Source organism: Marinobacter bohaiensis (genome assembly GCF_003258515.1).
Taxonomy (GTDB): Bacteria; Pseudomonadota; Gammaproteobacteria; order Pseudomonadales; family Oleiphilaceae; genus Marinobacter_A; species Marinobacter_A bohaiensis.
The window spans coordinates 79404-92207 of the sequence record NZ_QGEH01000005.1 but is presented as its reverse complement, the minus strand read 5'-3'; the positions used below and the strand labels follow the sequence as shown (position 1 = coordinate 92207).

Annotated in this window: 11 protein-coding genes; 4 read left to right on the top strand and 7 right to left on the bottom strand. The window is 64.9% G+C overall.

Annotated elements, in window-relative coordinates:
- Window positions 1–26: 26 nt before the first annotated feature.
- Together DKK67_RS18620 and DKK67_RS18615 are read left to right on the top strand one after the other, a co-directional pair.
- Window positions 27–1373: an MFS transporter gene (locus DKK67_RS18620; protein ID WP_111498026.1), complete on the top strand. Its 1347-nt coding sequence runs from the start codon at window positions 27–29 to the stop codon at window positions 1371–1373.
- Window positions 1374–1465: 92 nt separating this feature from the next.
- Complete coding sequence (locus DKK67_RS18615; protein WP_322873920.1) at window positions 1466–2695, top strand: benzoate/H(+) symporter BenE family transporter; 1230 nt, start codon at window positions 1466–1468, stop codon at window positions 2693–2695.
- A gap of 21 nt (window positions 2696–2716) precedes the next feature.
- Here DKK67_RS18615 and pobA read toward each other — a convergent pair whose 3' ends face one another.
- On the bottom strand, window positions 2717–3901 hold the full coding sequence (gene pobA, locus DKK67_RS18610; protein WP_111498024.1) for a 4-hydroxybenzoate 3-monooxygenase: 1185 nt from the start codon (window positions 3899–3901) through the stop codon (window positions 2717–2719).
- Window positions 3902–4033: 132 nt separating this feature from the next.
- On the opposite strand from pobA, the gene DKK67_RS18605 reads away from it, so the two are divergent.
- Window positions 4034–4963, top strand: a complete 930-nt coding sequence (locus tag DKK67_RS18605) for a helix-turn-helix domain-containing protein (protein WP_204355875.1) — start codon at window positions 4034–4036, stop codon at window positions 4961–4963.
- Between the two features lie 76 nt (window positions 4964–5039).
- Here DKK67_RS18605 and DKK67_RS18600 read toward each other — a convergent pair whose 3' ends face one another.
- From DKK67_RS18600 to DKK67_RS18585, 4 genes are all read right to left on the bottom strand, one after another.
- The gene (locus DKK67_RS18600) at window positions 5040–6329 is read right to left on the bottom strand and encodes a TRAP transporter large permease (protein ID WP_111498023.1); all 1290 of its coding nucleotides are present in this window, start codon (window positions 6327–6329) and stop codon (window positions 5040–5042) included.
- Window positions 6319–6846: a TRAP transporter small permease subunit gene (locus tag DKK67_RS18595; protein WP_111498022.1), complete on the bottom strand. Its 528-nt coding sequence runs from the start codon at window positions 6844–6846 to the stop codon at window positions 6319–6321. The genes DKK67_RS18600 and DKK67_RS18595 overlap by 11 nt, the downstream gene beginning before the upstream one ends.
- Before the next feature lie 16 nt (window positions 6847–6862).
- Window positions 6863–7891 carry a TRAP transporter substrate-binding protein gene (locus tag DKK67_RS18590; RefSeq protein WP_111498021.1) on the bottom strand — a complete coding sequence of 343 codons (1029 nt, stop codon included), beginning with the start codon at window positions 7889–7891 and terminating at the stop codon, window positions 6863–6865.
- Between the two features lie 397 nt (window positions 7892–8288).
- Complete coding sequence (locus DKK67_RS18585; protein ID WP_111498020.1) at window positions 8289–9320, bottom strand: TRAP transporter substrate-binding protein; 1032 nt, start codon at window positions 9318–9320, stop codon at window positions 8289–8291.
- Window positions 9321–9414: 94 nt separating this feature from the next.
- Here DKK67_RS18585 and DKK67_RS18580 point away from each other — a divergent pair, with 94 nt between their 5' ends.
- Window positions 9415–9666 carry a hypothetical protein gene (locus DKK67_RS18580; RefSeq protein ID WP_162628878.1) on the top strand — a complete coding sequence of 84 codons (252 nt, stop codon included), beginning with the start codon at window positions 9415–9417 and terminating at the stop codon, window positions 9664–9666.
- A 10-nt stretch (window positions 9667–9676) separates the two neighbouring features.
- Here the strand turns inward: DKK67_RS18580 and DKK67_RS18575 are convergent, their stop codons facing one another.
- Window positions 9677–11725 carry a TonB-dependent receptor family protein gene (locus DKK67_RS18575; RefSeq protein WP_111498018.1) on the bottom strand — a complete coding sequence of 683 codons (2049 nt, stop codon included), beginning with the start codon at window positions 11723–11725 and terminating at the stop codon, window positions 9677–9679.
- Between the two features lie 95 nt (window positions 11726–11820).
- On the bottom strand, window positions 11821–12669 hold the full coding sequence (locus DKK67_RS18570; protein WP_111498017.1) for an endo alpha-1,4 polygalactosaminidase: 849 nt from the start codon (window positions 12667–12669) through the stop codon (window positions 11821–11823).
- Between the last annotated feature and the right edge of the window lie 135 nt (window positions 12670–12804).

Genomic DNA, 12804 nt, shown 5'->3' with positions numbered 1-12804 from the left:
ACAACAAGTAGTGGAGCACAACAGAAATGAATACGATCGACGTCAACCGCGTGGTCGACCACGCGCGCTTTACCAAGTTCCACTGGAACGTACTGTTCTGGTGCACCCTCATCATCATTTTCGACGGTTACGACCTGGTGATCTACGGGGTCGTCCTGCCGCTGCTGATGGAACAGTGGCAACTCAGCCCCATGGCCGCTGGCGCCCTGGGCAGTGCCGCCCTGTTCGGCATGATGTTCGGCGCGATGGGCTTCGGCATGCTGTCCGACGCCTGGGGGCGCAAGAAGGTGATTATCCTGTGCGTGGTGCTGTTCAGTGTCACCACGGTGGTTAACGGCTTCGCCTCCACGCCCTGGCAGTTCGGCATCCTGCGCTTCATCGCCGGGCTCGGCATCGGCGGGGTGATGCCCAACGTGGTCGCCCTGATGACCGAGTACGCCCCGAAACGCAAGCGCAGCACCCTGGTGGCGCTGATGTTCAGCGGCTATGCCGTGGGCGGCATGATGTCCGCCGGCCTGGGCATCTGGATCGTCCCCACCTTCGGCTGGGAAGTGATGTTCTACCTGGCCGTGGTGCCGCTGCTGATGCTGCCGCTGGTGATGCGCTACCTGCCGGATTCGGTGGCGTTCCTGAAGAAACAGGGGCGTGAGGACGAGGTGCGCACCATCGTCCGGGCCATTTCGCCGGAATCCAACATCCGTGAACAGGACACCCTGGCCCTGCCGCCAGCCGAATCCGACCAGGCGCCGGTGGTGGAGCTGTTCCGCAACGGCCGTACCATGAGCACCCTGATGTTCTGGACCGCCTTCTTCACCTGCCTGTTGATGGTCTACGCACTGGGCTCCTGGCTGCCCAAGCTGATGTCCATGGCCGGCTACGGTCTCAGCTCCAGCCTGATGTTCCTGATGATCCTCAACGTCGGCGCCATCGTCGGTGCGGTGGGTGGCGGCTGGCTTGCGGATCGTCTGTCCCTGCGCAAGGTGCTGGTCAGCTTTTTCGTCCTCGGTTCCGCGTCGCTGATCATGCTGGGCCACGAAAGCCCGATGTGGCTGCTGTACACGCTGGTCGGCATTGCCGGGGCCACTACCATCGGCTCGCAGATCCTGCTTTACGCCTATGTGGCGCAATACTACCCGGCGGCGATCCGTTCCACCGGCCTGGGCTGGGCCTCCGGCATCGGCCGCAACGGCGCCATCGTCGGGCCGCTGCTGGGTGGCGCGCTGCTGGCGCTGGCCCTGCCGCATCACATGAACTTCCTGGCATTGGCGGTGCCGGGCGCGATCGCCACCCTGGCCATGCTGCTGGTGGATCGTGAACGCAAGCCGGCGACGCCCGACGTGCGGCCGGCGACCGCCCTGTCCGGCAATACCTGACGGTCACTGGGGCTCCTCTTTGTTCGCAAGCCCCACTTTGCCCCGGCGGTTTCACGGCCTCCGGGGCCGTTTTCGTTTCTGACCCGAGGAGAGTGAACCCGATGTTTCGAGACTGGTCGATCTCAGCGGTGACCGCCGGTTTCCTGGCGGTATTGATATCCTATTCCGGGCCGCTGGCCATCTTTTTCCAGGCCGGTGACAGCGCCGGCATTTCACCGGCCATGATGACGTCCTGGGTCTGGGCCATTTCCATCGCCGCGGCGTTGTCCGGCATCCTGCTCAGCGTCTGGCTCAAGGTGCCGGTGGTGACCGCCTGGTCGGCGCCTGGCACCGCGCTGCTGGTGACGCTGTTTCCGTCCCTGTCCCTGAACGAAGCGGTGGGGGCCTACATCACCGCCGCCGTGATCATCTTCCTGATCGGCGTGACCGGTCTGTTCGACGGGCTGGTGCGCCGTATTCCGAAAGGCATCGCCGCCGGCATGATGGCGGGCATCCTGTTCCAGTTCGGGCTGGGCGCCTTCCAGGCCATCGAAACCACGCCGGCCCTGGCGGTGGGCATGGTACTGGCTTACCTGGTGTTCCGGCGGCTGGCGCCGCGCTACGCGCTGGTCCTGCTACTGGTGACGGGGGTTGCGTTGGCCGTCACGTTGGAAGGTGCCTCCCTGTCGGCGGTTGAGTGGTCGATTGCGGTGCCCCAGGTGATCGCACCGGAGTGGACCCTGCACGCCACCCTGAGCCTGGCGCTGCCGCTGGTGCTGGTCAGCCTCACCGGTCAGTTCCTGCCCGGCATGGCGATCCTGCGCGGCGCCGGCTATCGCACACCAGCACGGCCGATCATTGGCGTCACCAGCCTGGTGTCCCTGCCGTTCGCCCTGTTTGGCGGCATCACCACGGTGGTTGCTGCGATCACCGCGGCGCTGTGTACCGGCAGGGACGCGCACCAGGACCCGGACAAACGCTACGTGGCGGGCATCGCCAACGGGCTGTTCTATCTGGTGGGCGGGCTGTTCGCCGGTTCCATCGTGAGTCTGTTCACATCCCTGCCGGACGCCTTCGTCACCGTGCTGGCGGGGCTGGCGCTGATCGGCGCGATCGCCGGCAACCTGGTGTCGGCGCTGGGAGAGGAAAGTCACCGCGAGGCGGCGGCCATCACCTTCATCGCCACCGCGTCGAACATGTCGCTGTTCGGTCTGTCCTCGGCGTTCTGGGGCGTGGTGATCGGCAGTGCGGCCTACCTGATCCTGCATCGAACCTATGGCACGCGGCGGAAAGCGGAAGCCGGGGGGCAGGCGGCGTCTGATGGGGAGCGGCGCACAGCCTGATGCCGTGCGCCGCGTTACGGATTACTCGATGGACTCGTAGGGCAGGCCCACGTAGTTCTCGGCAATGACCCGAAGGCCGGCTTCCGTGCTGGTGTGGTAGTCCAGCTCCGCCTGGCGCAGGCGGTATTCGAACTCGTCCTGGCCCTCGAAGCGGTGCAGCAGGGACGTCATCCACCAGGAGAAACGCTCGGACTTCCAGACCCGGCTCAGGCAGGCCCGGGAGTAGTTGGGGATCAGGTCCGTGCGGCCTTCGTGGCACACTTTCATCAGCAGATGGTACAGGCTGTGGACGTCGCTGGCGGCGAGGTTCAGCCCCTTGGCACCGGTCGGCGGCACGATGTGGGCGGCGTCGCCCACCAGGAACAGGCGGCCGTACTGCATCGGTTCGGTGACGAAGCTGCGCAGCGGCGCGATGCTCTTCTCCAGCGACGGGCCGGTCACCAGATTGGCGGCGGCGTCCTCGGGAATGCGGCGCTTGAGCTCGTCCCAGAAGCGCTCGTCGGACCAGTCTTCCACTTTCTCGTCCAGCGGCACCTGTACGTAGTAACGGCTGCGGGTGGCCGAGCGCTGGCTGCACAGGGCGAAGCCGCGCTCGTGGTGGGCGTAGATCAGCTCCTCCGAGACCGGTGGCGTGTCGGACAGCAGGCCCAGCCAGCCGAACGGATAGACCTTCTCGAAAGTGCGGATGCGGTCTTCCGGGATGCTCTGGCGCGAGACGCCGTGGAAACCGTCGCAACCGGCAATGTAGTCGCAGTCCAGGCGCAGGCTCTCGCCGTCTTTCTCGAACGTGACGTAGGGAGCGTCGGAGTCGACATCGTGCAGTTGCACGTTGTCCGCTTCGTAGAGGGTCTGGCCGCCGCTGGCTTCGCGGGCTTCCATCAGGTCGCGGGTGACTTCGGTCTGGCCGTAGACCATCACCGACTTGCCACCGGTCAGCCCTTTGAGGTCGACGCGCACGCGGCGGTTGTTGAAGGCCAACTCGACGCCGTCGTGGGGCAGGCCCTCGGCGTCCATGCGCTGGCTGGCGCCGGCTTCGCGCAGCAGATCGGCGGTGCCCTGTTCGAGCACGCCGGCGCGGATGCGGCTGAGCACGTACTCGCCGGTGCGGCGTTCCAGAATGACGTTGTCGATGCCCTGGCGCTGCAGAAGCTGGCCCAGGAGCAGGCCGGACGGTCCGGCGCCAATGATGGCGATTGTTGTTTTCATCGGTGTACCTCGGTCGTTCTTGATCTCGTTGTTACTTGTAGTTTTCCGGGAAATGCGCTGGGATATAAGGCAAAATCTGAACAAAGAATTGGACTTTTACGGGATTCGATGACGAGCGAACGTGGAGGCGGCATGGTGACGAAACCGGCCCGGCCGGCAGCGGACATGGAGCAGATCCCGGTGTTCAAGCTGTACGGGGAAACCCGACAGTGGCCGACGCCGGATTTACTGCACTGCGAATCCATCGCCGCCCGCAGCCGGCTGCACGACTGGCACATCCGCACCCACCGCCACGCCGATCTGGTGCACGTGCTGCATATCCGGGAGGGGCAGCTGACGCTGGAATTGGAAGGGCTGGAACATCAGGTGGCGGGGCCGGTGTTCATCGTCATTCCGGCCATGACCATCCACGGTTTCCGTTTCAGCCGGGACACCGACGGTCACATCATTACCCTGGCGCGACCGCTGGCGGAACATCTCGCTGCCTGGCCTGGGCCCGTGGCGCCGGTGCTGACCCGTGCCGGCTTTTACCCGCTGCACGAGGAAGGTCTGGCCGAACGGATCCAGAGGCTGGTGGAGGAAATCGCCGAAGAATACCGGCATCCGGCCGCCGGCCGGGAGATGGCGCTGCACGGGCTGATCCAGGCGCTGGTGACCCAGCTGATGCGGCGCAAGGAGCGCGGCGGCCAGGCCACGGAACCGGCACCGCAAACCGGCAGTCGCTCGGAGCGTTCGGAAGGGCATGTGCGCGACTTCCAGGCCCTGATCGAGAGCCACTTCCTGAGCCAGCCGCGGGTGGAGTGGTTCGCTGAATCCCTGGGCATCACCGCCGCCCACCTCAACGCCCTGTGCCGTCGCGAGACCGGCGCCAGCGCCCTGCAGCTGCTGCACGAGCGGGTGCTGCTGGAGGCCAAGCGCAACCTCACCTACACCAACCTCACCATCAGCCAGGTGTCCGACCTGCTGGGTTTCTCCGAACCGGCCTACTTCACCCGCTTCTTCAAGCGCCTCACCGGCATGACGCCCAAGGCGTTCCGGTTGCGCCATGGCGACGAAGGGTAGGGCGGTCGCCCGTCGGACACAAAAAAGCCCGGAACCAGAGGTCCCGGGCGCAACGGGGAAGGGTGTATCTTCCGGATCAGACCAGGAAGACGGTGACCAGGGCCGGGAATATCAGCAGCAGGGCCAGGCGCAGGAAATCCGAGACGATGAACGGCGATACGCCGCGGAAGATTTCCCCCAGTTTGACGTGGGGCGCCATGGCCTTGATCACGAACACGTTCATGCCCACCGGTGGCGTAATCAGCCCCAGCTCAATGGTCAGCACGGTGACGATGCCGAACCAGACCGGATCGATGCCCAGGGACTGAACGATCGGGTACACCACCGGCACGGTGATCACCAGCATGGCGATGGAGTCCATGAACATGCCCAGCACCAGGTACAGGGCCAGGATGCACAGGATGACCACCATCGGGGCCAGATCGGCGTTGAACAGCAGGTCACTGATCGAGAAGGAGATGCGTGAGACGGAAATGAAGTAGCCCAGCATTTCCGCGCCCACCAGCATGAAGAACACGACGGTGGACAGCGCCAGGGTTTCCTTGACCGCCTGGCACAGCTCGCGGGTGCGCAGCCCCTTGATGACCGCGTACACCAGGGTGGCGAAGGCGCCAACGCTAGCCCCCTCGGTGGGGGTGAACAGGCCGTAGTAGATGCCCAGGATGATCAGCAGGAACACCGCGAAGAACGGCGCCAGCCCGGACAGGGACAGCAGCTTCTCGGTCCAGCTGGTGCGCTCGCCGGCCACCGCCAGGGATGGCTTGAGGCGCATCACCACGCTGATGGTCACCGCATACAGCACCAGCCCCATCAGGCCCGGTACCAGGCCGGCCATGAACATGTCGCCCACGGACTGCTCGGTCAGGATGGCGTAGATCAGCAGCGCGATGCTGGGCGGGATCATGATACCCAGGGTGCCGCCCGCCGCCAGGGCGCCGGTGGCAAGGCCACGGTTATAGCCGTAGCGCTCCATTTCCGGCAAGGCAACGCGGGTCATGGTGCTGGCCGTGGCCAGGGAGGAACCGGAGATGGCGGAGAAGATCCCGCACGACCCCACGGCCGCGATCGCCAGACCGCCTTTCCAGCCGCCGCAGATGGTGCGCGTGGAATGGAACAGCTTGCCGGCCATGCCGGAATGCGCCGCCAGCACGCCCATCAGGATGAACATGGGAATGGCGCTGAAGCTGTAGTTGGACAGTACTTCCACCGGTACCGTCTTGAGCTGGGCGATCGCCGCGTCCCAGGTGATCACCTGGGCGAAGCCGACGAAGCCGACAATCAGCATGGTCAGTGCAACGGGGACCCGTAACACCATCAGTACGAGCAGGGCGCCGAGGCCGATGGCGCCAATCATTTCACTCGCCATGGGACACCTCCGCGTGGGTACCGAAAACGACACTGAGGATGGACTCGATCAACGCGCGCAGACCCAGCAGGAAGCTCATCGCGGCGGCGGCGTAGTAGATCGGGCTCATCGGCAGGCGCAGGTCCTGGGTCACTTCGCCGTGCTTGGCGGCGCCTTCGGCCGAGTTGAGCAGGCCGATGAAAATGACCAGGCCCAGGGCCGCAAAACCCAGCAGGTAAATCCCGTGCAGGCGCGACTTGATGGCCTCCGACAGGTTATGGGTCAGGGCTTCGACCACCACCTGGCTTTTTTCCACGTTGGCCGCCATGGACGCCAACAGGGAGCACAACAGCAGGTAGCTGACCAGCTCGACGCTGCCGGTCACCCGCAGCGCGATGGCGCCGTCGGTGAGCCGGAACAGGTAGCGCGTCGCCACATCGGCGATGGTGACCCCGAGCAGGGCCACCAGGGCGATGCCGGCGATGATCCAGCACAGGGTCGCGAGCTGACGGCTGAAGCTTTCAATCCGTCGTTGCATGACTATCTCCGGAATATCAGTCGGCGCAGCTCTGGCGTGCTGCCAGCGCGGCCTGGTAAACGTCGTGGGCCTGGGTCAGTCCGCGCTCCTCGAGTCCTGAGAGGTAGTCTTCGATTCCTTTCTTCAGCGGAGCCTGCCACTGCGGGTCGTCCAGCGGGTTCTCCACCACCTTGATGGTGTGGCCGGCGTCTTTCGCGGCCTGCTTGCCGGCCTTGTCCAGACCGTTGAACACGGCGCCGGCCTTGCCCGCCCACTTCATGCCGGAGTTGGCGTCGATGGCGGCCTTCTGTTCCGGGCTCAGGCGGTCGTAGCTGCGCTGGTTCATGGTGGCCACGAAGATCAGCGAGTAGAAGGGCACTTCGGTGTGGTATTCGGCCAGCTCGTTGAGGCGGAACACTTTCATGCCTTCCCAGGGAAAGCTCAGGCCGTCGATGACGCCACGCTGCATGGAGGTGTAGATGTCCGGCGCGGGCATGCCCACCGGGCTGGCGCCCATGTTCTCCAGGATGTCCCCGGCCACGGCGGTGGGGCGGCGGATGCGCAGGCCGTCCAGGTCGGAAGGCTTCTCGACCAGCGTGTCACGGGTATGGATGTAGCCCGGACCGGTGGTGAACATAAAGAGCACGTGGGTGTCTTCGTATTCGCTGGCGATCTGGCCGTCGTCGTACAGGGTCTGCAGCACACAGGCACCCTGGCTGGCGGTGCTGGCCACGCCCGGCAGTTCCACAATCTGGGACAGCGGGAAACGGCCCGCGGTGTAGCCCTGGGCGGTGATGGCGATGTCGGAGATGCCGTTGACTGCGCCCTCGTAGGCATCGTCGGCCTTGGTCAGGGTGCCGGACGGGAAGTTCTGGACCCGCAGCTCACCGTTGGAGTCGGCTTCCACGGCGTCGATCCATTGCTCGAAGATGTCCTGGTTGATGCCCGATGCGGCGGGCCAGAAATGGGACATCCTCAGCGTGGAGGCCGCCTGGGCGGTCGCCGATACGCCTGCTACGGACAGGGCGAGGGCAAACGGTAGGTACTTCTTGAGTTTGTTATGCATGAGTGGCTCCGGCCTTTTGGTCTTGTAGATTGCTCTTATAGTTTGGTCTGTCTTTGTTCGAATAACGAACTTATGTTCGCAAGCCGAGTTCGAGTATACAAATCGTTCAGTGTTTCGTGAAGAGCGCATTGACAAAACTGTCGACCCGGATCGCACGTCGCCTAATCGTATGCTTCCTTATTATCCATTCGAAATCCACGGCGGCCTTGTCGGGCGGTGCCATGGCCGGGCCGCTGGCACGTACATGTCATAGCCGTCCGGCGCCGGACGCTCGTCGGGTATCCTTCAATAAAGGAGAGGCGGCAGGTGAATACAAGGGCGCGCCGCGGCCTCCGGCACGGAGGCGCAACGCGGTGACGGAAGGGGGCGCGGGACGCCCCCTTTCCAAAGCGGTGCGTTATTGACCGCTGGTGCAGGCGTTGCTGGCGGCCTGGGCCGCCTGATAGACCTCGCGGGCCGGCAGGCCGCGCTCTTCCAGCTTGCCCAGGTAACTCTCGATGCCCGCCGTGAGCGGGCCCTGCCAGTCCGGGTTCTCCAGCGGTTCCTCGATTTCCAGGATGGTGTGGCCGGCTTCGACCGCTTCTTCCTTGCCCTGGCGGTCCAGTTCATTGAACACCTCGCCGGCATTCTCCGCCCACTTCATGCCGGAATTGGCGTCGATGGCGGCTTTTTCCTCCGGGCTCAGGCGGTCGTAGGTGCGCTGGTTCATGGTGGCGATCAGCCCCAGGGAATAGAACGGAACCTGGGTGTGCTGGGTGGCCAGCTCATTGAGGCGGAAGGTTTTGATACCTTCCCAGGGCAGGCTGACACCGTCGATCACGCCGCGCTGCATGGAGGTATAGATGTCCGGCGCCGGCATGCCTACCGGGGTGGCTCCCATATCGGTCAGCATGTCGCCCACCAGGGACGTGGGCCGGCGGATGCGCAGGCCGGCCAGGTCTTCCGGCGTTTCCACCAGGGTGTCCTTGGTGTGTACGAAGCCAGGGCCGGTGGTGAACATGAACAGCGGATGGGTATCGGCGTATTCGTCGTCCAGGTGGCCTTCGTCGTAGAGGGTCTGCAGCACGCAGGCGCCGGCGCTGGCGGTGGGGGCGATGCCCGGCAGCTCGACGATCTGGGTCAGCGGGAAGCGTCCGGCGGTGTAGCCCTGGACAGTGATGCCGACATCGGCGATGCCGTTGGCCGCCGCTTCATAGATGGCGTCGGCCTTGGCCAGGGTGCCTGATGGGAACATCTGCACGCGCAGCTGGCCGTTGGAATCTTCCTCGACGGCATTGGCCCAGGCCTTGAAGAGGTTCTGGTTGACGTCCGACGCGGCCGGGAAGAAATGGGCGACGCGCAGGGTGGTGGCCGCCTGGGCGCTTAGCGCGGTCCCGGCCAGCGACAGGGCGAGGGCGTAGGGTACGTATTGCTTGAGTTTCTTGTTCATGGGTGGCTCCGGCCTTGTTGTGTTGTTGAACGGCTTGCCGTGTTCGAATAACGAACTTGTGTTCGCAAAGCGACTTCAGTATACAAATCGATCAGTGCTCCGTGAAGGGCGCGTCGACAAATCCGTCGATGCCATGGGGTATTCCCCGGGCACCGACGACGGCAGGGCGAGCGGCTGGTCCGCTCCGGGCTGGTCTCTGGCAAAACCTGCGGCCGCCTCCCCCGACAATCTCGCTCTGACCGGTTTCTTCGACATCGTGCTGGGCGGCTGGATCGGTGGCTGGGTGATCCACTACACGCGCCGGTTCCGGCAACTGGAGGCGCGGATGGAGGCCTGGTGGGGCTAACGGGACACTACTAGAACGTCAGTTCAATCCCGGCGTACCAGGTGCGCCCAGACGCCGGCTCGAAATAACGGTCGTTGCTGGCGTTGATGCGTACGTTGGCGAAGTAGTCCTCGTCCAGCAGGTTGCGGATGCCGGCGTACGCCTTGAGTAAGGTGTCGCGCCCGACGTACCAGCCATCCCCGCCACGCAGACCCAGCAACCAGTAGTCATCGACCTCCACGGTGTTGGCGTCGTCGGCTTTCATATCGCCCACGTAGCGGGTCTCGAGGGCGGCAAAACGCTCGCCGGCGCCGTTCCAGTGCAGCTCGGTGTTCCAGGTCCGCTCCGGCAGACCGGGGATGCGGTTGTCGTCGTAGTCGTTGCCGTTGGCGGTGTAGTCGTCGAAGCGGTAGCGCGCCAGCGTCAGTGCCGACTCCACTCGCCATTGGGGCGCGAAGCGCCAGCCCAGAGCCAGCTCGACGCCCTTGCGGCTGGTATCGCCGGCGTTGCGGTAGAAGGTGCGGTCGTTGTCGCCGGGCAGCTCGTAGGGGATCAGTTCGTCGCGCACGTCCACCCAGAACAGGGTGACGTCGTAATCCACGCCGTAGCCGAGATCGCCGCGCAGGCCCAGTTCGCGGTTGAGCGACTGCTGCGGCTCGATGTCGGGATTGAAGCCGCCCACGCCGCTGGGGTTGGCGAATTCCGAGAAGGTGGGCGTCTCGAAAGCCGTGCTGACGTTGGCGTACACCTGGTGGAACGGCCGGTAGCGGTAGCTCAGCCCGGCCGAGCCGCTCCACTCGCGGAAGGTCTGTTCACCACTCTGGTTGCCGTCGCTGGGGAAGTGGTCGTCCACGGCCAGCTCGACGCGGTCGAAACGGCCGCCCAGGGACAGGGTCAGCTTGTCAGTCAGGTCCAGGTCGGTCTGGGCGAAGGCGCCGACGGCGGTGGCGGTCTGCACCTCGTCGGCGGTGAGCCCGCCGATGTCGCCGGCGAAGGAGACCTCGCGGCGGCCGCGATCGTCGCGCTGGCGGCGCGCTTCCACGCCGGCGACATAGCGCAGCGGCCGTCCGCCCAGCGCCAACGACTGGCGGTACTCGGTGCTGGCGCCGAAGTAGTCGCGGTCGTAATGGATCAGGCTGTCGCCGGGGTAGGGCAGCTGCTGATTGAAGTTACGGCGCAGGTAGAACGTCTTGACGTACCATTCGCCCGGGCCGGCGGAAAGGTCCTGGTATTGCAGCCCCAGCACCTGTTGGTCGACGCTCTGGCCGGTGTCGTACTCCTCGGTGAAACGGCCGGCCTGCTCGCGATCTTCCTCGACCTGTTCGGCGGTCAGGGCGCCTGGATCCTCCGAGCGCGGGTTGTCGAGCAGATTGAATACGGCAGTGAGCGCCCGGTCATCGCCCAGATCGCGTCGCAGCTTACCGTTGAGCAGGTACTTCTCCACGTGGCTGTGATCACGGTAGCCGTCGGTATTCAGGGCCGAGACGCTGAGGTTGTGCGACCAGGGGCCATTTTCGCCGCTGTTGCCGGCGGCAAACTGGCCATAGCCGTCGCTGCCGCCTTCCAGTCGCAGGGTGGTGTGATCCGGCTGGCGGCGACCGTCGGGCGTGGTGACGCTGAGCACACCGCCGGCGGCGTTACCGTAGAGCACCGACGCCGGACCGCGGATCACCTCGATGCTTTCGGCGGTGTTCAGGTCGATGGCATCGAGTTGCGCCTGGCCGTCGGGCAGGGTGTAGGGGATGCCGTCCACCAGCACCGTCACGCCGCGGACCCCGAACGCCGCCCGGGCGCCGAAACCGCGGATCGATACCCGCTCCCCTTGGGCGTAGTTCTCCCGGTTCTGCATGAATACGCCGGGCACCTGGCCCAGGGATTCGTCCAGCTTGAGCCGCTGTTGGCCCTGGGCGATGGCGTCCTCGTCGACCACCGAGGTGGCAGCGGGCGTGTCGTAGAGTTCCCGCTCCAGGCGGCCGGAGGTCACGGTGATGCTGTTCAGTTCGGTGGTTTGCGCGGCGCCCAGCAGCGGGCTGGCGGAGAGAGCCAGCAGCAGCGGGGCCCGGAATCGTTGGGTCGGCATCGCGAAGGGCCTGTGTCGGTCGACGTCGTCGGTAAAAGGCGGATGGCCGTTGAATTGTCCGGTTGGTGGCCGCCGGGGTCAACGTGGCTCCGCGTTCAGTTGCAGCTGTCGCGATAGCTGTCGTCCAGCTCCAGGTCGAGAATGAGGGTGCTGAACTGGCGGTTCACGCTGGCCGTGCACAGGGCGTTGCGCTGGGCTGTGTCGGTCCGGTAAGCGTCCAGGTACTCGGCGTTGAAAACGGCTTTGTTGGCGTCGATGAACGGCTGCAGTTTGTCGCACTCGTCGTACTCGAAGCATTGCTCGTTGACGGCGAAATCGAAATAGTCGACTAGGTCTCCGACCTGGGCCAGGTCGTTCTTGAGGGCGACGGCCAATTCCCGTGTATGCGCCGCGTTGGCCAGCCAGCGGTTGTAGTCGAGCTGGTCGGCGGCGGTGACATCGAACCCCGGATCGTTGGTGTAGCCGTCCATGTTGTCCGGTTCCACGCCATCGCAGCCCTTGTCGACGGCGACATCCAGCCGTGCGGCCATGATGTCGCGTACGTTCTGGTTGCGGATGTCCAGCCAGCGCTCGCCGTCCCAGCCGTCGAGGGCGTTACCGAGATCCGCGTCGTCGAACGCCCCGGCGTCGTCGCGCCAGTTTTCGTAGGAGCCGCCAGAGAAGTAGCAGATCACCTTCTTGCCGCTGGCCTGGAGTGACTGGATCACTGAGATGTCCGCATCGAACAGGTCGATGTCGTACATCTCAACGGCATAGCTTTCGTTGACGGTCCCTTGCAGTTGCCACTGCCAGGTGGTCAGCGGTACCGGCTGATACCAGTCGCCGCCGGTAACGGGGGCGGGTCCGGCTTGATCACCGGTCGACGCCGAGGCGCTGCTGTCAGACGAAGAGCCGCCGCAGCCCGCTGCCGACAGGGCAAGGCACAGAATCGTGAACGCTTTCATAATCACCTTCCTTGATGCACTCGCCGCCATTATAGAGCGGATGGCGGCCTCCGGAGCCGGTGGTTACCAAACATCACGAAGCGATGGTCGAAGGTGGGGCGTTGGCGAGCGGTACTGAGGCGGTTACCCGCGCTG

What these genes read in the sequence shown, in the direction of transcription:
- DKK67_RS18620 (WP_111498026.1), top strand. Translation starts at nt 27, where the DNA reads ATGAATACGATCGACGTCAACCGCGTGGTCGACCACGCGCGCTTTACC.
- pobA (WP_111498024.1), bottom strand. Translation starts at nt 3,901, where the DNA reads ATGAAAACAACAATCGCCATCATTGGCGCCGGACCGTCCGGCCTGCTC.
- DKK67_RS18605 (WP_204355875.1), top strand. Translation starts at nt 4,034, where the DNA reads ATGGTGACGAAACCGGCCCGGCCGGCAGCGGACATGGAGCAGATCCCG.
- DKK67_RS18600 (WP_111498023.1), bottom strand. Translation starts at nt 6,329, where the DNA reads ATGGCGAGTGAAATGATTGGCGCCATCGGCCTCGGCGCCCTGCTCGTA.
- DKK67_RS18595 (WP_111498022.1), bottom strand. Translation starts at nt 6,846, where the DNA reads ATGCAACGACGGATTGAAAGCTTCAGCCGTCAGCTCGCGACCCTGTGC.
- DKK67_RS18590 (WP_111498021.1), bottom strand. Translation starts at nt 7,891, where the DNA reads ATGCATAACAAACTCAAGAAGTACCTACCGTTTGCCCTCGCCCTGTCC.
- DKK67_RS18585 (WP_111498020.1), bottom strand. Translation starts at nt 9,320, where the DNA reads ATGAACAAGAAACTCAAGCAATACGTACCCTACGCCCTCGCCCTGTCG.
- DKK67_RS18575 (WP_111498018.1), bottom strand. Translation starts at nt 11,725, where the DNA reads ATGCCGACCCAACGATTCCGGGCCCCGCTGCTGCTGGCTCTCTCCGCC.
- DKK67_RS18570 (WP_111498017.1), bottom strand. Translation starts at nt 12,669, where the DNA reads ATGAAAGCGTTCACGATTCTGTGCCTTGCCCTGTCGGCAGCGGGCTGC.